The organism is Pseudomonas sp. S12(2018), from assembly GCF_024355235.1.
GTDB classification, from domain to species: Bacteria; Pseudomonadota; Gammaproteobacteria; order Pseudomonadales; family Pseudomonadaceae; genus Aquipseudomonas; species Aquipseudomonas palmensis.
Window position 1 is genome coordinate 189923 of record NZ_QLAD01000004.1, and the last position, 21769, is coordinate 211691.

The window sequence follows — 21769 nt, forward strand, 5'->3', positions numbered from 1 at the left end:
GCTTTTCAGCCCAGCCGGATAGACGCCTGCACCACCACACCGAGCACCTCGGTGCCCTCCTCCCACGTCAGTTTGGGCCAGGTGGGATTGAGCGGCTGCAAGTACCGCTGACCACCCTCCTCGACCAGCTGGCGAAACACCGCGACAGGATTGCCGGGCAGGCGCGCGATCACCAGCGCGCCGATCTCGGCAATTCGACCGCTGTCCACCAGCACCATCATGCCCGCCGGCACGCTCAGGCCCATGGGCGAATTCATCGCGTCACCTTCCACCGTCAGCCAGTAGCACGGGCCATCGGCCAGGTGGTCGCTGAGCACGGTCGGCGCGCCTTCGACAGGCTCGGCCAGGTGCTCCCAGTCCGACAGCGGGTAGCGGAATGCACCCAGCGCCGGTGTGGCATACACCCCGGACGGCTCCGCGACGGCGTCGTCGCAGACCACGCCCATGCGCCCCATGCCCAGTATCCGCAGGATTTCGTCGATGGTGGCCAGCGGTGGGTTGTTCCTTCCCCGAATCCAATGGCCAACGCCACCTTGGGTCACCCCGAGGCGTTCGGCCAGTTTCTCCTGCGTGAGGCCCAGCTCGCGCATTCTGGCTTTCGCCAGTTCATTCCATTTTTTCATCGCTGGCACGATACGGACTGACAGCAGCGACTCAATACATAATCTGTAGTATTTAAGCGATGGAATACAATACAACATGTACTTAGGATTGAAGGGTAATCTTTTCCTACTCACCACAAGGAAGGCAGCCCCATGACCCCACCCCCTTTCAACGACCTGGACAGCGAAGCGGCACGCCGCGCACTGGACTATTACCTCAACCCTACCCCATCTACGGTCAGCCACACGGACGACCAGCTGTTCATCGCCCGCCAGGACCTCTCGGCCGAAGCGGCCACCGAACACGCCTCGAGCATGCTGCGCTGCGCCGCAGCCAGCGCCTACGAGTCGGCCGACAACCTCAAGGGCAACCCACGGGACATGGCCTTCTCGGTGATGCACATGATCAACATGGCCAGGGCGCTGCTGGACCGCAGCCTCGCGGAACAGGCCAGGCGGCAGGAGCTTCAATCAAGGGAGGGATGATGGGCAACGGGAACGGCGGTGGGGCAGGCCGTGGTTCAACGACCAGGCACAGCGATGCGGAATTTTTTGCTGGATAACAGAAAATTCATTTGACTTGAAAATGAGAACGATTATTATTGCAAACAACTGGTCGCGAGACTGGTTGGATAACTGAAAGCCCTTAGGTCGGACTCTCAGATTATCTCCTCATCAGGCTAATCACGGTTTTTGACCCGGCTTTTTGCCGGGTCTTTTTTTTGGCTCTTCAGGCTAATGAAGGCGGGTGGTGCTTGAATGGCAGCGATGATAGCAAATGTATGTCTCGATATGTAACCCCGAGACAAGCCTTTGCCGATTCAGCACTTGAGAATCAATCTCATGTAGATTAAGCTGTCGCAGCGTCAGGGAAGACGCCCCCTTCTCTTCAGTCGTTTCTTTCTGCAAGGAGCTCGTACATGACCCGTCTGTTGCTGCCCCTTGAACACCATCACGATAGCGCCGACCTCGGCGAAGATGCCCTGCTCGTGCGCCTGAAAAAGCTGCCACGCCGGGTACAGCAGGTGTTCCTGCTCAATCGTCTCGATCAACTGTCGTTCGCCGCCATCGCCCAGCGCCTGGATATCGGCGCACCGACCGTGGAACGGCACATGGGCCAGGTGCTGCAGGCCGCCCTGCCGGTGCGCAGCGCCTCCAGCACTGCGGCGGCGCAATGGTATGTGCGCCTGCAGAGCCCGGACATCACAGCCAGCGAGCGCATCGACTTTCGCCGCTGGCTGGATGCCGCCCCCGAACACCTGCATGCGTTCCATGCCACCGAACTGCGCTGGCGCAACCTGCTGGCACCGGCCCGGCAACTGGGCGATGGGCACTGGTATCGCCAGGCCTGGGCCGGTGTTTCGCTGGGAGGCTGCTCGGTGGCGCTCGGCCTGGGGTTGGCAGCGGCGCTGGCGATCGGTTTCTGGTCGTGATCCAGGGGTGTAGAGTGGTTGGCACAACAACTCTACCGGAGCCTGGCCATGACCGTGACGCTGTCCCCCGTTAGCATCGATTGCGCATTCGATGCCGGCAACATCCTGCTCGTCGATGCCGGCAACCCGTCCCGGATTCACCTGAACATCCGCCCCGACACCCACAGCGGGCATTTCCAGTGGTTTCACTTCAAGGCCAGCGGGCTGACGCCCGGGCATACCCACGCCTTCAGCCTGGACAACGCCAGCCAGTCGTCCTATAGCGCCGCATGGGAGGGCTACCAGGCGGTAGCGTCCTACGACCAGCAGAACTGGTTTCGCGTGCCGACCCGCTACGACGGCAAGGCCCTGCACTTCAGCCTTGAGCCCCGCGAAACACAGGCCTGGTTCGCCTACTTCGAGCCCTACCCGCGCGCGCGGCACAATCAGCTGATCGAACGCGCCAGCGCCTTGCCGGGCGTGGAACTGCTGGCCACCGGGCGCAGCGTCGAAGGGCGCGATATCCCGTTGCTGCGGGCGGGCGACGGGGGCGCGGGCAAGCGCAAGCTGTGGATCATCGCCCAGCAGCACCCCGGCGAGCACATGGCCGAGTGGTTCATGGAGGGCGTGATTGACCGCATACAGGGTAACGATGCCACCGTGCAGGCCCTGCTGGCGGTCGCCGACCTGTACCTGATCCCCAACATGAACCCGGACGGTGCCGCTGCCGGGCACCTGCGCACCAATGCCAGGGGCAAGGACCTCAACCGCGCCTGGCAGGATGCGAACATCGAACACACCCCTGAGGTGCTGTTCGCCCAGCAGCAGATGAAGCTGTATGGCGTGGACCTGTTCCTGGATGCCCATGGCGATGAGGAAATACCCCATGTGTTCACGGCCGGGTGCGAAGGCAACCCGGGCTACACGGATCGGATCGCGGCACTGGAGGAGCGTTTTCGCAGCACCCTGTGCAGCGTGACCCGGGACTTCCAGACCACCCACGGGTACCCGCGCAGCAAGCCTGGGCAGGCCAACATGACCCTGGCATGCAATGCGGTGGGCCAGGCGCATGACTGCCTGTCGCTGACCCTGGAGATGCCGTTCAAGGACCACGACGACGCGCCCGATGCGGTGACCGGCTGGTCGGGTGGACGCTCCAAGGCGCTGGGCAGCGCGGTGATCGACACCTTGGCGAAGCTGGTCGCAGCGCTGCGCTAGGGGCTGGCGCACCGTCGCCCCGCAGCGCTCCCCATCGCGGGTCAAGCCCGCTCCCACAAGGCTTGCAGTGCCCTGTGGGAGCGGCCTGACCCGCGATGAGGCAGGTCAGGCCGGCGGCGGCCCCGCCACCCGCACGCAATCATCCGGCCCCAGCACCCGCCCATCCGCCGCACGCAGCTGCAGCGGGCCCACCGGCGCCCCGCTCTGGCGGTCCACCAGCACCGAATGCGCCTCGCCAGGCTGGTAGAAAAACGCCTCGCCCCACTGGCGCAGCCCCACGATCAAGGGAAACAACCCACGCCCCTTCTCGGTCAGCACGTACTCTTGGTACGCGCTGCCATCCGACGCCGGCACCAGCTCCAGAATCCGGTGCTCCACCAACTGGCGCAAGCGCGAGGCCAAAATGTTCTTGGCCATGCCCAGGTTGCGCTGGAACTCGCCAAAGCGGCGCAAGCCATCAAACGCATCACGCACGATCAACAGCGACCACCAGTCACCGATCGCGTCCAGTGACCGGGCCACCGGGCATTCGGCATCTTGCAGGCGGGTACGCTGAACCATGGTCGCTCTCGGCAGGCTGAAAAAAGTAGTTGCAATATAAAACCGGTCCTCTCAGCATACAACCAGTTTCATTATGCAACCACACAGGATATCGCCATGCCCGCCTCCCCTGCGCCCCGGCTTTCGCCGTGGCTCGCCCTGCTGTTCTCCGTCGCCTGCGCACTGGCGGTGGCCAACGTGTATTACGCCCAGCCACTGCTGGACGCGATGGCCCGCGACTTCGCCATCGACCCGGCGCTGGTGGGGCTGGTGGTGACCCTGACCCAGGTCGGCTACGGCCTGGGCCTGATACTGCTGGTGCCTCTGGGCGACCTGTTCGAGCGGCGCCGGCTGATCGTGCTGCAGTCGCTGCTGTCGGTGCTGGCCCTGCTGATGATCGCGCTGGCCACCAGCAGCGCCTGGCTGTTTGTCGGCATGGCCCTGACCGGCCTGTTGGCGGTGGTGGCGCAACTGCTGGTGGCGCATGCCGCCAGCGTGTCGGCCGACACCGAACGCGGGCATGTGGTGGGCATGGTCACCAGCGGTATCGTGATCGGCATCCTGCTGGCCCGCACCCTGTCCGGGGCGATGGCCGATCTGGCCGGCTGGCGCTCGATCTACGCCCTGTCGGCAGCGCTGACCCTGCTGATGACCCTGCTGCTGTGGCGCGTGCTGCCCGCACACACGGCTGCGCGCCCCAACACTGGCTACGGCGCGCTGCTGGTGTCGTTGTGGCAACTGGTGCGCGAGCAGCCGGTGCTGCGCCAGCGCGCCCTGCTGGCAATGCTCAGCTTCACCTCGGCCATGGTGCTGTGGACCCCGCTGGTACTGCCCCTGAGCGCCCCGCCGCTGTCGTTGTCGGCAACCGAGGTGGGCTTGTTCGGCCTGGCCGGCGCAGCCGGGGCGCTGGCCGCCGCGCGTGCCGGCGGGCTGGCCGACCGTGGCCTGGGGCAACGGGTCAGCGGCCTCTCGCTGCTGCTGATGATCGGTTCATGGGGCGCCATCGCCCTCACCCAGCAATCGCTGTGGGCACTGCTGCTGGGGGTGGTGGTGTTCGACCTGGGCCTGCAGGCGCTGCACGTGGCCAGCCAGAGCCTGATCTACCGCCTGCCGGCCGATACCCACAGCCGGCTCACCGCCGCCTACATGCTGTTCTACTCCATCGGCAGTGCACTGGGCTCGCTGGCCTCGACGCTGGCCTACGCCTGGGGCGGCTGGCTGCTGGTATGCGTGCTGGGCGCGGGGTTGAATGTGCTGGCACTGGGGTACTGGTGGCGCACCGTGCGCCAGCCGGCTCAGAACTGCACGTCGAGTATCACGCTGTCCAGGTAGTCGCCGGCCGGCGGCGTGGCCTGGTCGGTGTAGACCCTGGCGTTGTAGTTGAACACCTGGCTGCCGGCCGCGCTGCCACTGCCATTGCCGTTGCCCGGGTTGATGTCGGCGTCGCTGCTGGCGCGCCGCGCACTGCTCAGGCTGCCCCAGCGCACGCCCCCGCCACTCTTGAAGATGTCATAGGCCAGGTAGTTGCCGGCGCTGGATTTCATGCGCCGACGCCCGCCTGCCACGTTCTGCCCGTCATCCAGCCCCACCGTGTAGGCACTGCCCTTGGTACAGGCCAGGTTGACGTTCTGGCTCACCGTGGCGAACCCGCTGACCACCGGCGCGCTGCCGAACACGATGTTGGGCGAGCTGATCTGGCAGTCGTTGGTGACGGTCAGGTTGATGGTCAGGGTGGTAGTGGCGTTGAACACCTGCCGCCCCAGGCAGGCGCTGCCCAGCCCCAGCCCCCAGCAATAGTCGATGCTCCAGGCCACGGTGAACGTCTCCTGGTACAGGCCGGCCGCCACGTTGCTGGTCATTTGCGTGCGCAGGTAGATGGGCACGGTCTTGGGCGAGGTGCCGCCGAGCAGGCCCAGGGCATCGATGATGCCGTTGCGCGCAAAATCGTAGGGCTGGCCCCGGGTGATCGGGTAGCTGGTGCTGTTGTTGGCGTACAGCGTGTAGAGGATGACGTCGCCGGTGGGGCCCACCAGCCCGGTGGTGCCGTTGTTGGCGGTGAAGGTGGCCTTGAAGGAGTCATCCGAACGCAGCAGGGTCAGCAGCGAACCGGTGCAGCTCAAGCCGGCACTGGGCGCCGTGGTGGTCTGCACCGTGGTGCGTATCAGGGTGGAGTTGACCAGGCCGAAAGTGGCCGGCGTGGTTGCCAGCACCTGGCACAGCGCCTGGGCGCGCATGCCGGCCAGCAGTGCCAGCAGCGCAAGCAGCCCCGTCAGCCGGCGCTTCACTGGCACACCAGCGGGCCGATCAGCGGCACCTGGTCGGCCTGCGCCTTGAGCTCGAACTGCACCCGGCAACTGCCGCCTCCGGCCAGTTGCACCACCAGGCTGTTGTGTTCGCTCAGGTCCTCCAGGTACACCAGGCCATCCCAGCCCACCACCGCCAGCGCGCCGCTCTGCTCGTGGCGTACCTGGCTGCCCACGGCCAGGTCGTTGTTGCCGGCATCCACCAGCACCACGCTGGCGGCCAGTACCCGGCGCAACGGAAATTCCAGCAGGTAGCCGGCGCCGCGCCTTACCGCCACGCGCTGCTCCACATTCGGCGAGCGCACATCGGGGGGCAGTTCCAGCGGGTCGATCTCGTACTTGCCGCGGTAGTAGCCGCTGCCGTAGGGCACCAGCAGGTGCCCCTGGCTGTCGGTGTGCCCCACCACCTGGTTCTCGTAACGCACCGGCACATCGGCAAAGCCTTCGGTGCTGACCAGCACGAAGGCGTCGTCGATGCGATTGGCAAGGAACACCCCGGCGTCCATCAGCACCACCGAGCCGCTGGCGTCGGCCCAGCGGGTCATGTTGTCGCTGCTGCCGTACACCCCGGCCTGCAACTGCACCGATTGCAGGCGCCAGGTCAGGTCGGCCTGACGGTAGGTTTCACGGTCGCCACCGGCATAGCCCAGGTTGAACCCCACGCCGCCCTGGGCGGGTACGGCGCGGCTGTAGTTGACCCGCTGCAGGTTCTCGCCCTGCTGGTTGCGCTCCAGGCTCAGGGCCAGCGTGCCGTGCAGGTCGAAGGGCACCACCACCTGCGCCTGCACCGCCCACTGGCTGTCGTCCAGGTCGCGGTTGGCCGACAGGTACAGGCTGCTGTTGCCCCACAGCGGCTTGCTCCAGCTGAGGTTGAGCAGGCGCGTGCGCGAGTTGTCGGCGGCGCGCACGTCGAAGTAGCCCGCCCCCAGGCTGCCATAGCGTTGCAGGTTGAGGCTCAGGGTGACCTGCTCGCTGCGCTGGCTGAGGCGGATATACGGGCTGTCGACCAGCGACAGGTCGGCGTAGTCGCCATGACGCTCCAGGCGCTGGTAGTTGAAGCCCAGCCAGCGGTTGTTGTACTGGTAGCCCAGGCTCAACTGCTGGCCACTGCGACCTTCGAAGCGGCTCTGGCTCAGCGCCGTGTTGAGCACGCCGAAGTTGCCCACCCGCAGGTTGCCGCCCAGCCCGCCCAGGCCCAGGGACCCGGCCGCCTCGGCATGGCTTTCCAGCGTGAAGTAGTCGGTCAGGCCATAGCGCAGGCTGCCCGCCGCAACGCCGGGGCCGTAGGCAAAGTCGCGCACGGCATAGTCGCGGCGCAGGGCGCCGGCCGCCACCGAGAAGTCCGCCAGCCCCTGTTGCAGCAGGCTGCTGGTGACGTAGAACGGCAACGTGGTCGAGACCTGCCGGCCAAGGGCGTCGGTGGTCACCACCACCGCCTCGCCGGCACCGTTGATGAACGGCACGTTGGTCAGGGTATAGGGGCCTGGCTGCAGGTCGGCACTGGCGCTCTTGTAGCCATTGATGAACAGGTCCACCGACGAGGGCACCGCGGCTTCACCGGCGAAGGCCGGCAAGGGGTAGGTCACCAGGTCCGGGCGCACGGCAAAGTCCCGCGACAGCTGCACCCCGCCCACCCGCACCGAGCTGGTCCAGGGCAAGGCGCCGGTCAGCACGTCGCCGGCCTCGAAGGTCAGCAGGCGCGCTTCGTCGGTGTAGCGCCAGGTGGTGTCGTACCGCCGAAAACCTTCCTGGGCGCCTTCGTAGCCTGCCCCGCCGAGGCGCTGGCGCCACTGCCCGGTGGTGGAGAAGGTGCCCCAGCTGTCGAACACCCGCAGTTCGTTCCAGGCTGCCAGGTAGGTGCCCCCCTCATCGGTGTCGTTGAAGTAGGCGTCGTAGTTGAGCAAGGCGCCGAAACTGCTCAACGCCTCGCCGGCCGGCCCCAGCGAGCGCTCGCCGATGCGCTGGTTGGGCAGCCACGCCGCCGGCACCTGCACCAGCAGCCGCTGGTTCTGGCTGTCGTACTCGCTGTGCAAGCCATCGATGGCGTCCAGCGCCAGTTCCGGGCCGGGCTGCCCGGGCAGTTGCACGCCCGCCGCCTGCAGGTCGGCGGTGGCCATGTACAGGCGCCCGGCCCGCTGGTGCACCAGCACCACGCTAGCGCTGCTCATCTGGTTGACCACCAGTTCCAGGTACAACGGCGCATCGGCGACAGCCTCCATACTCGCAGGGGGTGGCGGCAGTTCGCCTGCGACCGCGCTGCCCGCCAGCAGCACCGCCAGCGTCACGCTGCGGGTGCAGGCCAGAGAAGTACTCACGCACGCCGTCCCACCATGTCCGGGTCCTCCCTGGCCCCTGCTCCATCTTCATGCGCCCTTGAGGCGCCGGGCTCAGTGGCCCTGGTTGATGGTCTGGGGCGGCTCGGCCCCGTTGACGCGCCCTTTGAGCACACTGGCCGCCGAGGCTGCTGCAGGTGCCGGCCAGCGCATGCTCGCGCCGGGCAGTACATAACCCAGCAAGCCGTCGACCAGCGGCTTGCTCTGGGCGCCCTGCTGCATCACCACATCGGTGAGGCGCGCATGCACCGGCCCCACGTTGCGGATCTCGACGAAGGGCTTGCCCTGCTGCAATACCTGTCGCCAGCTCAGCAACGGCGTGCCCACGCCCGCTGCATCACGCTTGCCCTCGGCGTCCGGCTTGCTCCACAGCCCCTGGCCGTAGACGAACAATGGCACCGAGTAGCGCATCTGGAAGCGGATCTGCGCCTGGGAAGTCTGCGCATCGCTGGCCGGCAGGGCGGGTGGGATCTCGTCGATGATGATGCGGTAGGCCTGTTCCTGGCCGGCCGGCGACTGGCCGGTGCGGGTCAGGCGAATCAGCTGTTTCTCGCCCGGCTTGATGGTCGCCACCGGCGGGCTGCCGATGATCTCGCGCTGGGGCTGGAACTGGTCGTCATACCCGTCCTGGCGCCAGGCGAACACCCTGACCTGCAGGTTAGCCGGGGTGGTGCCACGGTTTTCCAACCACAACGCCCCGGCCTTCTGGTCGGCCTCCAGCACCGGGTCGATCGGCCAGATCAACACCGATGTCGCCGCCTGGGCGCCCCCTGCGCCGAGCAAGGCGCCCACCAGCAGCCACTTGCCCATCCCTTGCCATCCACGTGCGTACAGCGCCATGCACCCTCTCCTTTGGCTTGTTCCGATACAACCCCGGGAGCGCACTCACCAGGACAACACCACTTGCACCACGTCGGTGTAGGTGCCCGCCGGCAACACGCCGGGTAACTGGGCTTGCGCATACACCGGCAGCTTGATCGCCGTCGGATCGCTGTAACTGACCGCCACGAGCTGACCGATGCCCAGCACCTGGGACAAGGCCGCGTCGCGGTACAACTGATAGGCCACCAGCGAGGTACCGCTGGTGCGCTTGAGGTTGCGTACCCCGTTGTTGTTCAGGCCACCGTCGACGCTCATCTTCAGGGCCACCCCGGGCGTGCATTGCAGGGTCACCGTGGTGCCTGCCAGCTGGGTGTTCACGCTGGCGGCGCCAAGCGCCGGACGGGTGCCGAAGTCCAGGGTGCCGTAGTTGCTGGCGCCGCCCACCACCAGGCAACCTGCCGCAATCGTTGCGCTGACCTGAAGCGTGCTGGTGAGTGCGGCATCCAGCGGCATGGGCACTGCCCAGGCCAGCACCGCAAGGCCACCGAGCAACCGGCGCATGACCTAGAAGCTCAGCTCGACCGCCACCGTGTCGGTGTACACCCCTGGCGGCAGCGACGGCTTGCCCACGGCGCGGCCGTACAGGTTGACGGTCTGCGCCACCCCGGTGCTGGTGGCGAGGGTGATGGTGCCGTTGATTGCCAGCAGATTGGTGTGCCCGGCATCGGTATAGAAGTCATAGGGCACGTAGTTGGTGCCCATGGCCAGCGCGCGGCTGCCACCGGTGGTGGCCGCGTCATGCGCGCCTGCGCCCACCTTCACCACCGGCGTGGCACCGGGCGAACACAGCACGCTGATGGCGCCGCCACCACCGGTGCCGATCACCTGGGCGCTGGCCTCGGTGAACAGGGCAATCTGCGAGCCGAAATCCAGGTTACCGAAGTTGACCCCGGTGGTGGCGGTCGAACCGTTCACCTGACAGGCCGCGGTCAGGGTCAGGGTGGCGTTGATATTGCCCGTGACCGTGGCCGCCTGGGCCTGGCTGGCAAGGGCCAGGCCAAGCCCGGCGAAGAGTATGCGTGAGACGTTGGGATGCATGAGTCACTCCTTGTTGTTACCAGTCCAGGGTCACCATCAGGGTGTCACGGTAGATGCCGGCCGGCAGCGCCCTGGGGTGTGCCACCACGGCGCCGTAGATCGGTATGGGGATTTGCGCAGCGCTGCTGATCGAGAAGTTGCGCTGCTGGCCGATGCCGTAGCGCACTGCACCGCTTGGATCGGCCGCCAGCTGGTAGGGGATGAGCTCGCTGCCGTTGCGCAGGCGGCGCACGCCGTTGGCATCGTTGCTGCCGCCATTGATGCTCACCGTGAAGGCCCGCACCGAGGGGTTGCAGCTGACCTGCAGGGTGCCGCTGCCGCCGGTCTGGTCGAGGTTGGCGCTCAGCGGGCGGGCCCAGCTTGGCCCCTGGGTGCCGAAGTCCAGCAGGCCCAGGCCGCCACCGGCCGGGCTGTCGTCCGGCACATTGCTGATCTGGCAGGCTGCGCTGATCACCAGGCGTGCATGGATATGCCCGCTGAGGGCGGCATTGGCCATCGGACACAACAGCAAGGGCCCGAGGCTGATCAACAGAATCTGCGATGTCTTCATGCTGCCAGTTCCTTTAGCACGCACAGGGTTACCAGGTGACGGTCACCTTGAGCAAGTCCGAGTAATGGCCGACACGGGGCACCTGGGCCAGGGTGTCGATGCGGGCGTACAGCGGCAGTTCCACCGACCCCGAGTCGGGTACGCGTGCATGCTGGGCGATGTTCACCGCCAGCGGAGTGCGCCAGGCCGGGTCCTGGTAGAGGCGGTACGGGATGGGACGGGCCTGTGGCGTGTCGCTGGCCAGGTAGCGCACCTCGCCGACGCCGCCATGCTGGCCGCCATCGACCTTTACCTGGTACAGCGTGTCGGGGTTGCATTCCAGACGTGGGGGGCGTTGTTGCAGCAAGGCGCCGGTCAGCGGGCCTTGCGGATCGTCCAGGCGCGCGGTACGGCCGAAGTCGAGCAGGCCCTGGGCCTGGGCGCCGGCATCGCGGGTCTGGTGCACCAGCTGGCAACCACGCTGTACATCCACGCGAACTTCCACCAGAAAATCTGCGGCGGCGGCAGCGTCTGCGACAACCAGCCCGAGCAGCGCAGCCAGAGAGCGTCCCTTCACCGTTACCCTCCTTGCAATGCAGGATCCATCTGTTCCAGAGGGTAGCAGCCGAAGAAAAACCTGCCAGCAAGCTCGGAAATGTATAGGCCGCGTACAAGAACCTTCCTACATGACCTGCCAGGCACGACATGACTGGCAGCCCAACCCCCTATTCGGTACATTAGCGCCGCCCACTCAGCCGGCCCCTGTGCCCGGCACCCCCAAGGAGCCTGAGATTGACCGCCTTACCGCCGTCCTGGATCCGTTCGCCGCTGCGCGCCCTGCGCCAGCGCCTGGCTGCCCGTGCACACCCGCCGGCCAAGCGCCTGGCGGCTGTTGAAGTCGATGAATTCTTCCGACGAAAGGCCGATGAGCAGGGCTATACCTTGAGCCACGGCCAGCAGCGGGTGATCGCCTGCATGGCCGAGCAGGCCGCGCACCTTGCTGACGGCACGGCGCGCAGCCTGTACCTGTACGGGGCGGTGGGACGGGGCAAGAGCTGGCTGCTGGACGGCTTCTTCCAGTCACTGGAGCATCCGCACAAGCGCCGCCTGCACTTTCACGATTTCTTCGCCCAGTTGCACGAGGGCATGTTCCGCCATCGCCAGCAGGACGATGCGCTGGGCGCGACCCTGGACGAGCTGCTGCAAGGCTGCCAGGTGCTGTGCTTCGACGAGTTCCACGTGCACGACATCGGCGACGCGATGCTCATCACCGGCCTGTTCAAGGCGCTGTTCGAGCGCCGCGTGTTCGTGCTGCTGACCTCCAACTACCCGCCTGCCGGGCTGCTGCCCAACCCGCTCTACCACCAGCGCTTCGAACCGGTGATCCGCCTGATCGAGGCGCACATGCAGGTGCTTGAAGTGGGCGGCGAGCAGGACTACCGCAGCCACCCGGCCTCCGGCAGCCAGCAGCGCTTCACCCAGGGTCACTACCTCTGGCCCGGCAGCCCGGCGCAGCGCCATGCCGCCGGCCTGGATCAGGCCGGCGCGCCGGTAAGGCTGCAGGTGGGCAAGCGCTCGCTGCACGCCCTGTTCAGCCAGGAGCGCGCGGTAGGCTTCAGCTTCGAGGCGATCTGCGAGCAACCCACGGCGGTGATGGACTACCTGGAGCTGGCGCGCCGCTACGACCACTGGGTGATCGAGCACCTGCCGGACCTGGCGCAGTGCTCGATGGCGGCGCAGCAGCGGTTCATCAACCTGGTGGACGTGCTGTATGACCAGGACAAGCATCTGGTGCTGGTCGGCCAGGCCTCGCTGTGCGAAAGCCTGGGCGGCAGCGCCATCGACCTGGCCCGCACCCGCAGCCGGCTGGGCCAGCTCAATGTGCTGGGCCCGGTGGCCTGCCCGGGTTGACCCTCAGCTGGCCCGCGCCAGGCTGGCCAGCACCCCTTCGATCTCGGCCAGCACGGCCGGGTCGTCCAGGGTCGAGGGCGGGGTGTAGGGCTGGTGGTCGGCGATCTTGCGCAGCACCGCCCGCAAAATCTTGCCCGAGCGGGTCTTGGGCAGGCGCTTGACCACCCGCACCTGGTTGAAGCAGGCCAGCGCGCCGATCTGCTCGCGCACGCTGGCCACCAGTTCGGCCTGCAACTGCTGCTCGCTCAGGCTGACCCCGTCCTTGAGCACCACCAGGCCCAACGGCACCTGGCCCTTGATTTCGTCGCGCACCCCCACCACCGCGCACTCGGCAATCGCCGGGTGGCGCGCCACCAGGTCTTCCATCTCGCCGGTGGACAGCCGGTGCCCGGACACGTTGATCACGTCATCGGTGCGCCCCATGATGTAGACGAAACCGTCCTCGTCGAGGTAGCCGCCATCGCCGGTGTGGTAATAGCCGGGGTGGCTGTGCAGGTAGGCCTGCAGGTAGCGCGCATGGTCGCCCCACAGCGTCTGGCTGCAGCCGGGTGGCAGCGGCAGTGCGATCACGATGGCACCCTGCTCGTTGGGGCCCAGAAGGTGCCCGTCGTCGTCCAGCACGCGCACGTGGTAACCCGGCACGGCGCGGTTGCTCGAACCCGGACGCACCCCGCAACCCTCCAGCCCGACGCAGGGCGCGGTCACCGGCCAGCCGGTTTCGGTCTGCCACCAGTGGTCGTGCACGGCCTTGCCGCTGGCCGCCTCCAGCCATTGATGGGTGCTGGAGTCGAGTTTTTCCCCGGCCAGGAAGATCTGGCGCAGCGAGCTCAGGTCATGGCGCTTGAACAGCTCGCCCTGCGGGTCTTCCTTGCGGATTGCGCGCATGGCCGTGGGTGCGCAGAACAGCCCGTTGACCCGGTACTGCTCCACCACGCGCCAGTAGGCGGCAGCGTCCGGGGTGCGGATCGGCTTGCCCTCGTAGAACACCGTGGTGCAGCCGTTCATCAGCGGCCCGTAGACGATCAGCGAGTGCCCCACCACCCAGCCCACGTCAGAGATGCCCCACCACACATCCCCCGGCTGCATGCCGTAGATATGGCGCAGGGCAAAGCGCAGCGCCACGGCGTTGCCGCCGTTCTCACGCACGATGCCCTTGGGTTTGCCGGTGGTGCCGGAGGTGTACATGATGTACAGCGGGTCGCCTGCGGCCAAGGCCACCGGTGGCACCGGGCTGGCCGCAGCCACTGCCGCCTGCCAGTCCAGATCGCGGCCTTCGCGCAGCTCCGCGCGGGCCTGCGGGCGCTGCAGCACCAGCACCTGGCGCGGCTGGTGGGTGGCCAGTTGCAGGGCCTTGTCCACCGGCGGCTTGTATTCGATGACGCGGTCGAACTCCAGCCCGCAGGAGGCGGTGAGCAGCAACGCAGGCCGCGCATCGTCGATGCGCAGGGCCAGCTCGTTGGCGGCAAAGCCACCGAACACCACCGAATGCACCGCGCCGATGCGGGCGCAGGCCAGCATTGCCATGGCCGCCTGCGGCACCATCGGCATGTAGATGATCACCCCATCGCCCTGCTTCACCCCCAGCTCGCGCAACAGGCCGGCCAGGCGCGCCACCTCGTCGCGCAGTTGCACGAAGGTGAAGGTCTGTCGGGTATCGGTGACGGGCGAGTCGTAGATCAGTGCGGTCTGTTCGCCACGGCCCTGCTCGATCTGGTGGTCGAGGGCCAGGTAGCAGCTGTTGAGTTGCCCGTCGGCAAACCACTGGTGGGTGCCGTCGGGGTTGGCCACAAGGGTCTGCGCAGGCTTGCGGTACCAGGCCAGGTGGTCAGCCTGTTCGGCCCAGAACGCGGCGGGGTCGGCAATGGAGCGGTCGTAGCTGTGCTGGTAAGTCATCGATCGGTAACCCTGAACTTTGTTGTTATTAAAAGGGCGAATATCGAGTATGGACGCCAATTGCGCGCCTGCCATGGTACTTAAGTCGGGTATCATCGCCGCCGTCTTCATTGCCCTTGCAGCCCCTTCATGCACACCCTCGACGACCTCAGGCGCGGCCGCCTGGCAGGTGCCACCCGCCTCGACCTGAGCTGCGGGCTCACGCAGTTCCCGGATGAGATCTTCGAACTGGCCGACAGCCTCGAAGTGCTCAACCTGAGCGGCAATGCGTTGAGCAGCCTGCCCCATGACCTGGGCCGGCTGCACCGGCTCAAGGTGCTGTTCTGCTCCCACAACCGGTTCACCGAGGTGCCGGCCAGCGTAGGCCAGTGCCTGCGCCTGGAAATGGTCGGGTTGCGCAACAACCGCATCACGCACCTGCCGGCCGCCGCATTGGGCCCCAACCTGCGGGCACTGGTGCTGACCGAGAATTGCCTTGAACAGTTGCCCGACGCACTGGGCGACTGCCAGCAGCTGCAAAAGCTGATGCTGGCGGGCAACCGCCTGCGCGCCCTGCCGGCCAGCCTTGCGCGGTGCCAGCGGCTCGAACTGCTGCGGGTGTCGGCCAACCGGTTGAGCGAACTGCCCCAGTGGCTGCTGACGATGCCCCGCCTGGCGTGGCTGGCGTATGCCGGCAACCCCTTGCCCCTGGGCCTTGCGGCGCCGCAGGCGCCGGGCCGGTGCGACGCCATCGACTGGCACGCCCTCGAGCTGGGCGAGGTGCTGGGCCAGGGCGCCTCCGGGGTGATTCACCGCGTGCAGGTGGCGGGCCGAAAGGCGGCGCTCAAGCTGTACAAGGGCCAGATGACCAGCGATGGCTCGCCGCTCAACGAAATGCAGGCGTGCGTGGCAGCTGGCGCCCACCCGAACCTGATCCCGCTGCTGGGGCAGGTAGCCAACCACCCGCACCAGGTGCCGGGGTTGCTGATGGCGCTGGTGGGCACCCACCTGTCTGCCCTGGCCGGGCCGCCCAGCCTGCAAACCTGCACCCGAGACGTCTACCCGCCTGACCTGTGCCTTGGCCTGCAAGCCGCAACCCGGCTGGCGACGGCCATCGCGTCGGTCGCAGCGCACCTGCACCAGCGCGGCATCACCCACGGCGACCTGTACGCGCACAACATCCTGTGCGATGCACAGGGCAACGCGGTGCTCGGGGACTTTGGCGCGGCATCGTTCTTTGCGCAGGATGGCAGTGTTGCAGCAGACGCATTGCAGCGTATCGAGGTGCGGGCGTTCGGGGTGTTGCTGGGGGAACTGCTGGCGTGTTGCGGGGAGGCGTCAGAGGAACTGGCGGACCTGCAGGCGAGCTGTGTTCAGCCGCAGGTGCTGGCAAGGCCGGATTTTGCGCAGGTTGAACGGGTGCTTCGCCGGCAAGGCCGGCTCCTGCAAGAGGCGTAGGAGCAGGCCTTGCCGGCGAAGTGGGTTATCAGCCCGCCAGGCCGACGTACACGTTCTGCACGTCGTCGTTGTCGTCGATGGCTTCCAGGAATGCCTCGACTTCAGCCATGTGCTCGTCGCTGAGCCCGCTGACCGGGTTCTTGGGGGTGTAGCCGATCTTGGCCGAGATCACCTTGAAGCCCTGTTGCGGCAAGGCCTTCTGTACCGCGTCCAGGTCGGTGGTGTCGGTGATGAACAGGGTCGAGCCCTCTTCTTCACCTTCCGCGAAGTCCTGTGCACCGGCTTCGATGGCGGCCATTTCCGGGTCGGCATCAGGGGTTTCAGGGCTGGCTTCGATCAGGCCGACATGGTTGAAGTCCCAGGCCACCGAACCCGAAGCGCCCAGCTGGCCCTTGCGGAACAGCACGCGAATCTGCGCCACGGTGCGGTTGACGTTGTCGGTCAGGCATTCGACGATCAACGGCACCTGATGCGGGGCGAAGCCTTCGTAGGTAACGTGGTGGTACTGCACCGCGTCGCCATCCAGGCCCGCGCCCTTGCGGATGGCGCGTTCCAGGGTCTCTTTGGTCATCGAGGCCTTCTTGGCCTGTTCCACGGCCAGGCGCAGGCGCGGGTTCATGTCCGGGTCGGCACCGGCTTTGGCCGCGATCTGGATCTCCTTGGACAGCTTGCCCATGATCTTGCCCTTGGCGTTGGCTGCTACTTCTCTATGCTTGGCTTTCCACTGTGCGCCCATCTCGACTCTCTTGTTTCAGCTGCCGGTTCAGGTAGCGACCAGCAAGGTGGCGTGCAGTTTATACAGGCTGCGCCGGGCAATCGACAAAAAAACGCTGGGCTGTTGCCGGGCCTGGTGAACCCTTCGCCGGCAGGGCCGGCTCCTAATGGCGTTGCAGGAGCCGGCCTTGCCGGCGAAGAGGCCAGCAACCACAACCTAGAAACCACTTTAAGTTGTTATTTTTATTTCATATATATCAATCAGATAAGCCAAAAACATCATGTAGTTAAGCAGCTTCACGCTGCGCCACTGCCTGCGCCGCCGCCAGCATCGCCCTGAGCAGCACTGCGCACCCAGCCGCCAGGTCTTTGGGGTCGGCATTCTCGATTTCGTTATGGCTGATGCCGCCCTCGCACGGCACGAAGATCATCCCGGCCGGGCCCAGTTCGGCCAGGAAGATCGCGTCGTGCCCGGCCCCGCTGACGATGTCCATGTGCGACATGCCCAGCCCCTGCGCCGCGCTGCGCACCGCCTCCACGCAGCCCTTGTCGAAGTACAGCGGCGGGAAGTCCGCGGTGGGCGTCAGCGTGTAGGTCAGCCCATGCTGCTGCGCGGTCGCGGCGATCACCTCCTGCACCTGGGCGATCATCGAGTCCAGCCGCGCCGGCTCCAGGTGACGAAAATCCAGGGTCATGCGCACCTCGCCGGGGATCACGTTGCGCGAGCCCGGGTACGCCTGCAGGCAGCCCACCGTGCCGCACGCATGGGGCTGATGCTCCAGAGCCACGCGGTTGACCGCCGCCACCACCGCACTGGCGCCTACCAGGGCGTCCTTGCGCAGGTGCATCGGGGTCGGCCCGGCGTGGGCCTCGACACCGCGCAGGGTGAGGTCGAACCATTTCTGCCCCAGCGCGCCGAGCACCACGCCGATGGTCTTGCGCTGGTCCTCCAGGATCGGCCCCTGCTCGATATGCGCCTCGAAATAGGCGCCCACCGGGTGCCCACTGACCGCGCGGGTGCCGGCGTAGCCGATCGCATTCAGCGCCTCGCCCACGCTCACGCCCTGGGCATCGCGCTTGGCCAGCGTCTCCTGAAGGGTGAACTTCTCGGCGAACACGCCCGAGCCCATCATGCACGGCGCGAACCGCGAGCCCTCCTCGTTGGTCCACACCACAACCTCAAGTGGCGCCTCAGTTTCTATCTGCAAGTCATTGAGTGTACGGAGAACTTCCAGCCCGGCCAGCACCCCGAAGCAGCCATCGAACTTGCCGCCGGTGGGCTGGGTGTCGATGTGGCTGCCGGTCATCACCGGTGGCAGTTGCGGGTTGCGCCCGGGCCGGCGGGCAAAGATGTTACCCACCCCGTCCACGCTGACGGTGCAGCCGGCAGCCTCGGTCCATTGCACGAACAGGTCGCGGGCCTGGCGGTCCAGGTCGGTCAGGGCCAGGCGGCATACGCCGCCTTTGGCGGTGGCACCCAGTTGCGCCAGCTCCATCAGCGACTGCCACAGGCGCTGGCCATCGATGTGGGCCTGGGTACTTTGCAGAACGTCCTTAGCGGTTTGCATGAGCATCTCCTGCTTGGCCGGCCTCTGCGGGCCGTGGGGTTACACGGTGGGTTTGAGGCTGGTGGCACGCGCGCCCTTCAGGCTGCCCAGGGCGTAGTAGATCACCCCGCCCAGCGCCGAGCCGGTGAACCAGCCGAAGTCGTAGAACCAGCTGAACGCCGGGCTGTGCAGCGACAACAGGGTCAGCACCACCGGCACGCCGAAGGCGATGAAGCCGGTCGCGTTCCAGGCCGGGTACACGTCGTCGCGGTACAGCCCGGCAAGGTCGAGGGTCTGCTTGCGCAGCAGGAAGTAGTCCACCACCATGATCCCGGCAATCGGCCCCAGCAGGCTGGAATAGCCCAGCAGCCAGTTGGAATACACCGACTCCAGGCTCACGTCCGAGACGATCAGGCCGAGTTTCTTGAGCAGCTCATGGGCCATCAGCAGCAGGCCCACCAGCCCGGTCAGCAGCACGGCGGTGGTACGCCCGATCCACTTGGGCGCCAGGTTCTGGAAGTCGTTGGTGGGCGAAACGATGTTGGCCGCGGTGTTGGTCGACAGTGTGGCGATGATGATCAGCGCCATGGCCAGCGCCACCCACAGCGGGCTCTGGATATGCCCGATCAGGCTCACCGGGTCGGACACCGTCTCGCCCACCAGCGAGGCCGAGGCAGCGGTCAGCACCACCCCCAGCGCGGCAAACAGGAACATGGTCAGCGGCAGGCCGAAGATCTGCCCCAGGATCTGGTCCTTCTGGCTTCGGGCGTAGCGGCTGAAGTCCGGGATGTTCAGCGACAGCGTGGCCCAGAAACCCACCATGGCGGTCAGCCCGGCGAAGAAGTAGCCGGTCACGCTGGCGCCTTCGGGGCGCTTGGGCGGCTGCGCCAGCAGTTCGCTGAACGACACGTTGGGCAGCGCCCACACCAGCAGCCCGGCACCCACCAGCACCAGCAGCGGTGCCGACAGGGTTTCGAGCCACTTGATCGACTCGGCGCCGCGCAGCACCACCCACAGGTTAAGGCACCAGAACAGCATGAAGCCGATGACCTCGCCGGTGCCGCCCAGCGCCTTCCATTCCGGCCAGAACGAGCCCAGGAAGAGGTGGATGGCCAGCCCGCCGAACATCGTCTGGATACCGAACCAGCCGCACGCCACCAGCGCGCGGATCAGGCACGGCACGTTGGAGCCGATGATGCCGAACGAGGAGCGCAGCAGCACCGGGAACGGGATGCCGTACTTGGTGCCGGGGAAGGCATTGAGCGTCAGCGGGATGAGCACGATGGTGTTGGCCAGCAGGATCGCCAACAGCGCCTCGCCCACCGTCAGGCCGAAGTACGCCGTGAGCACCCCGCCCAGGGTGTAGGTGGGCACGCAGATCGACATGCCGACCCACAGTGCGGTGATGTGCCATTTGTTCCAGGTGCGCTGCCCCACCTTGGTCGGGGCGATGTCATGGTTGTAGCGAGGGCTGTCGAGGACGTCGGTGCCGGCGTCGAGCTCGAACAAGCCGTCACGCTCGCTCACTTGCGATCGGGTCTGGTGCATTGGCCGCTCCACTTTTCTGGTTATGTGCACCTCGCGATGAGGCGCCGGAGTCTTGCGCGTGCAGGTAAGGCAATCACGGTCAGGTGATCTGAGAAATCTTGACCATTTACGCATCCTGTCAAGCAAGACAGGACTCGCCAGAAACCTTTCCTAACCCGTAAAAAGAAGTTTTATTCTTATTTTTCAGTAAGTTGAAAACAGAATAAGCATATAAAAAATAATCTTGCCCAATCCCGGATCGCCAACTAGATTCAATTCTTGACGGCGATGACAGGATTACTCCGGCGCCGATCACGACAAAAATCTAGAGCCGGTAGCAACCGGTCAAGCCTGCGAGGAGCTTCGTGATGACGCTTTTGATTCGTGGCGCCACCCTGATTACCCATGACGAGAGTTACCCGGCCGACGTGTACTGCGCAGACGGCCTGATCCAGGCCATCGGCCACAACCTCGACGTCCCCGCCGGCTGTACCGTGCTCGATGGCAGCGGGCAGTACCTGATGCCCGGCGGCATCGACCCCCACACCCACATGCAGCTGCCCTTCATGGGCACGGTGGCCAGCGAGGACTTCTACACCGGCACCGCCGCCGGCCTGGCCGGCGGCACCACCTCGATCATCGACTTCGTGATCCCCAACCCGCAGCAATCGCTGCTCGAAGCCTTTCACCAGTGGCGCGGCTGGGCCGAGAAATCGGCGGCCGACTACGGCTTTCACGTGGCCATCACCTGGTGGAGCGAGCAGGTGCGCGAGGAAATGGCCGAGCTGGTCAACCACCACGGGGTGAACAGCTTCAAGCACTTCATGGCCTACAAGAACGCGATCATGGCCGCCGACGACACCCTGGTCGGCAGCTTCGAGCGCTGCCTGGAGCTGGGCGCGGTGCCCACGGTGCATGCCGAGAACGGCGAGCTGGTGTACCACCTGCAGCGCAAGCTGCTGGCCCAGGGCATCACCGGCCCCGAAGCGCACCCACTGTCGCGCCCTTCGCAGGTGGAAGGCGAAGCGGCCAGCCGTGCCATCCGCATTGCCGAAACCCTCGGCACCCCGCTGTACCTGGTGCACGTGTCCACCCGCGAGGCGCTGGACGAGATCACCTATGCCCGCGCCAAGGGCCAGCCGGTGTACGGCGAAGTGCTGGCCGGGCACCTGTTGCTGGACGACAGCGTGTACCAGCACCCCGACTGGCAGACGGCGGCCGGCTATGTGATGAGCCCGCCGTTTCGCCCGCGCGGGCACCAGGAGGCCCTGTGGCACGGGCTGCAATCGGGCAACCTGCATACCACCGCCACCGACCATTGCTGCTTCTGCGCCGAGCAGAAGGCCGCGGGGCGTGACGATTTCAGCCGTATCCCCAACGGCACGGCGGGCATCGAGGACCGCATGGCGGTGCTGTGGGACGAAGGCGTGAACACCGGCCGGCTGTCGATGCAGGACTTCGTCGCCCTCACCTCCACCAACACCGCCAAGATCTTCAACCTGTACCCACGCAAGGGTGCGCTGCGGGTCGGCGCCGATGCCGACCTGGTGCTGTGGGACCCGCACGGCACGCGCACCATCTCGGCCAAGACCCACCACCAGAACGTCGACTTCAACATCTTCGAAGGCAAGACGGTGCGCGGGGTGCCCAGCCATACCATCAGCCAGGGCAAGCTGGTGTGGGCCGACGGCGACCTGCGCGCCGAGCGCGGCGCCGGGCGCTATGTCGAACGGCCGGCATACCCGGCGGTGTTCGACCTGCTGAGCAAGCGTGCGCAGCAGTGCAGGCCCGGCGCGGTCAAGCGCTGAGCCTTTAAAGCATCGCGGGTCAAGCCCGCTCCCACAGGTGTCGTGCGATCCCGGTGGGAGCGGGCTTGACCCGCG

General features: G+C 66.4%; 20 protein-coding genes. 7 read left to right on the top strand and 13 right to left on the bottom strand.

The window, feature by feature from the left end; translation table 11 throughout:
* Positions 1-5: 5 nt before the first annotated feature.
* Positions 6-623: a LexA family transcriptional regulator gene (locus tag DN388_RS11225; RefSeq protein ID WP_063611980.1), complete on the bottom strand. Its 618-nt coding sequence runs from the start codon at positions 621-623 to the stop codon at positions 6-8.
* 132 nt (positions 624-755) lie between these two features.
* On the opposite strand from DN388_RS11225, the gene DN388_RS11230 reads away from it, so the two are divergent.
* The 3 genes from DN388_RS11230 (at position 756) to DN388_RS11240 (ending at position 3232) form a co-directional block, all read left to right on the top strand.
* The gene (locus DN388_RS11230) at positions 756-1088 is read left to right on the top strand and encodes a hypothetical protein (RefSeq protein ID WP_043863964.1); all 333 of its coding nucleotides are present in this window, start codon (positions 756-758) and stop codon (positions 1086-1088) included.
* 434 nt (positions 1089-1522) lie between these two features.
* Positions 1523-2035, top strand: coding sequence for a DUF4880 domain-containing protein (locus DN388_RS11235; protein ID WP_043863965.1), 513 nt, complete (start codon positions 1523-1525; stop codon positions 2033-2035).
* Positions 2036-2083: 48 nt separating this feature from the next.
* Positions 2084-3232 (top strand): M14-type cytosolic carboxypeptidase, encoded by a 1149-nt coding sequence (locus DN388_RS11240; protein WP_058540284.1) that lies wholly within the window; start codon positions 2084-2086, stop codon positions 3230-3232.
* Between the two features lie 105 nt (positions 3233-3337).
* Here the strand turns inward: DN388_RS11240 and DN388_RS11245 are convergent, their stop codons facing one another.
* Positions 3338-3793 carry a helix-turn-helix domain-containing protein gene (locus DN388_RS11245; RefSeq protein WP_043863967.1) on the bottom strand — a complete coding sequence of 152 codons (456 nt, stop codon included), beginning with the start codon at positions 3791-3793 and terminating at the stop codon, positions 3338-3340.
* A 96-nt stretch (positions 3794-3889) separates the two neighbouring features.
* On the opposite strand from DN388_RS11245, the gene DN388_RS11250 reads away from it, so the two are divergent.
* Entirely contained in the window at positions 3890-5104 is a 1215-nt protein-coding gene (locus tag DN388_RS11250) for an MFS transporter (RefSeq protein WP_254999836.1), read from the top strand.
* Here the strand turns inward: DN388_RS11250 and DN388_RS11255 are convergent.
* The 7 genes from DN388_RS11255 to DN388_RS11285 form a co-directional block, all read right to left on the bottom strand.
* Entirely contained in the window at positions 5068-6006 is a 939-nt protein-coding gene (locus DN388_RS11255; protein ID WP_100632862.1) for a spore coat U domain-containing protein, read from the bottom strand. The two genes, DN388_RS11250 and DN388_RS11255, sit on opposite strands and share 37 nt — an antisense overlap.
* 47 nt (positions 6007-6053) lie before the next feature.
* The gene (locus DN388_RS11260; RefSeq protein ID WP_255000125.1) at positions 6054-8294 is read right to left on the bottom strand and encodes a fimbria/pilus outer membrane usher protein; all 2241 of its coding nucleotides are present in this window, start codon (positions 8292-8294) and stop codon (positions 6054-6056) included.
* Positions 8295-8462: 168 nt separating this feature from the next.
* The gene (locus tag DN388_RS11265) at positions 8463-9218 is read right to left on the bottom strand and encodes a molecular chaperone (RefSeq protein WP_255000127.1); all 756 of its coding nucleotides are present in this window, start codon (positions 9216-9218) and stop codon (positions 8463-8465) included.
* A gap of 75 nt (positions 9219-9293) precedes the next feature.
* Complete coding sequence (locus tag DN388_RS11270; RefSeq protein ID WP_043863969.1) at positions 9294-9791, bottom strand: spore coat U domain-containing protein; 498 nt, start codon at positions 9789-9791, stop codon at positions 9294-9296.
* A gap of 3 nt (positions 9792-9794) precedes the next feature.
* Positions 9795-10328 (bottom strand): spore coat U domain-containing protein, encoded by a 534-nt coding sequence (locus DN388_RS11275; protein WP_043863970.1) that lies wholly within the window; start codon positions 10326-10328, stop codon positions 9795-9797.
* 16 nt (positions 10329-10344) lie between these two features.
* Positions 10345-10878, bottom strand: a complete 534-nt coding sequence (locus DN388_RS11280; RefSeq protein ID WP_254999837.1) for a spore coat U domain-containing protein — start codon at positions 10876-10878, stop codon at positions 10345-10347.
* A 28-nt stretch (positions 10879-10906) separates the two neighbouring features.
* Positions 10907-11434 carry a spore coat U domain-containing protein gene (locus DN388_RS11285; protein WP_078481712.1) on the bottom strand — a complete coding sequence of 176 codons (528 nt, stop codon included), beginning with the start codon at positions 11432-11434 and terminating at the stop codon, positions 10907-10909.
* 260 nt (positions 11435-11694) lie between these two features.
* Here DN388_RS11285 and zapE point away from each other — a divergent pair, with 260 nt between their 5' ends.
* The gene (gene zapE, locus DN388_RS11290; protein WP_229590271.1) at positions 11695-12768 is read left to right on the top strand and encodes a cell division protein ZapE; all 1074 of its coding nucleotides are present in this window, start codon (positions 11695-11697) and stop codon (positions 12766-12768) included.
* 3 nt (positions 12769-12771) lie between these two features.
* On the opposite strand, the gene DN388_RS11295 is transcribed toward zapE, so the two are convergent.
* Positions 12772-14661: a propionyl-CoA synthetase gene (locus DN388_RS11295; protein ID WP_254999839.1), complete on the bottom strand. Its 1890-nt coding sequence runs from the start codon at positions 14659-14661 to the stop codon at positions 12772-12774.
* A gap of 129 nt (positions 14662-14790) precedes the next feature.
* Between DN388_RS11295 and DN388_RS11300 the strand changes: the two genes are divergently transcribed.
* Positions 14791-16098 (top strand): leucine-rich repeat-containing protein kinase family protein, encoded by a 1308-nt coding sequence (locus DN388_RS11300; protein WP_054914392.1) that lies wholly within the window; start codon positions 14791-14793, stop codon positions 16096-16098.
* 28 nt (positions 16099-16126) lie between these two features.
* Here the strand turns inward: DN388_RS11300 and DN388_RS11305 are convergent, their stop codons facing one another.
* From DN388_RS11305 to DN388_RS11315, 3 genes are all read right to left on the bottom strand, one after another.
* Complete coding sequence (locus DN388_RS11305; RefSeq protein WP_043863975.1) at positions 16127-16834, bottom strand: YebC/PmpR family DNA-binding transcriptional regulator; 708 nt, start codon at positions 16832-16834, stop codon at positions 16127-16129.
* A 265-nt stretch (positions 16835-17099) separates the two neighbouring features.
* Positions 17100-18380 carry a Zn-dependent hydrolase gene (locus tag DN388_RS11310; RefSeq protein WP_043863976.1) on the bottom strand — a complete coding sequence of 427 codons (1281 nt, stop codon included), beginning with the start codon at positions 18378-18380 and terminating at the stop codon, positions 17100-17102.
* Between the two features lie 39 nt (positions 18381-18419).
* Positions 18420-19907 carry an NCS1 family nucleobase:cation symporter-1 gene (locus DN388_RS11315; protein WP_043863977.1) on the bottom strand — a complete coding sequence of 496 codons (1488 nt, stop codon included), beginning with the start codon at positions 19905-19907 and terminating at the stop codon, positions 18420-18422.
* A 347-nt stretch (positions 19908-20254) separates the two neighbouring features.
* Here DN388_RS11315 and hydA point away from each other — a divergent pair, with 347 nt between their 5' ends.
* Positions 20255-21694, top strand: coding sequence for a dihydropyrimidinase (gene hydA, locus DN388_RS11320; protein ID WP_054914390.1), 1440 nt, complete (start codon positions 20255-20257; stop codon positions 21692-21694).
* The last annotated feature ends 75 nt before the right edge of the window (positions 21695-21769 follow it).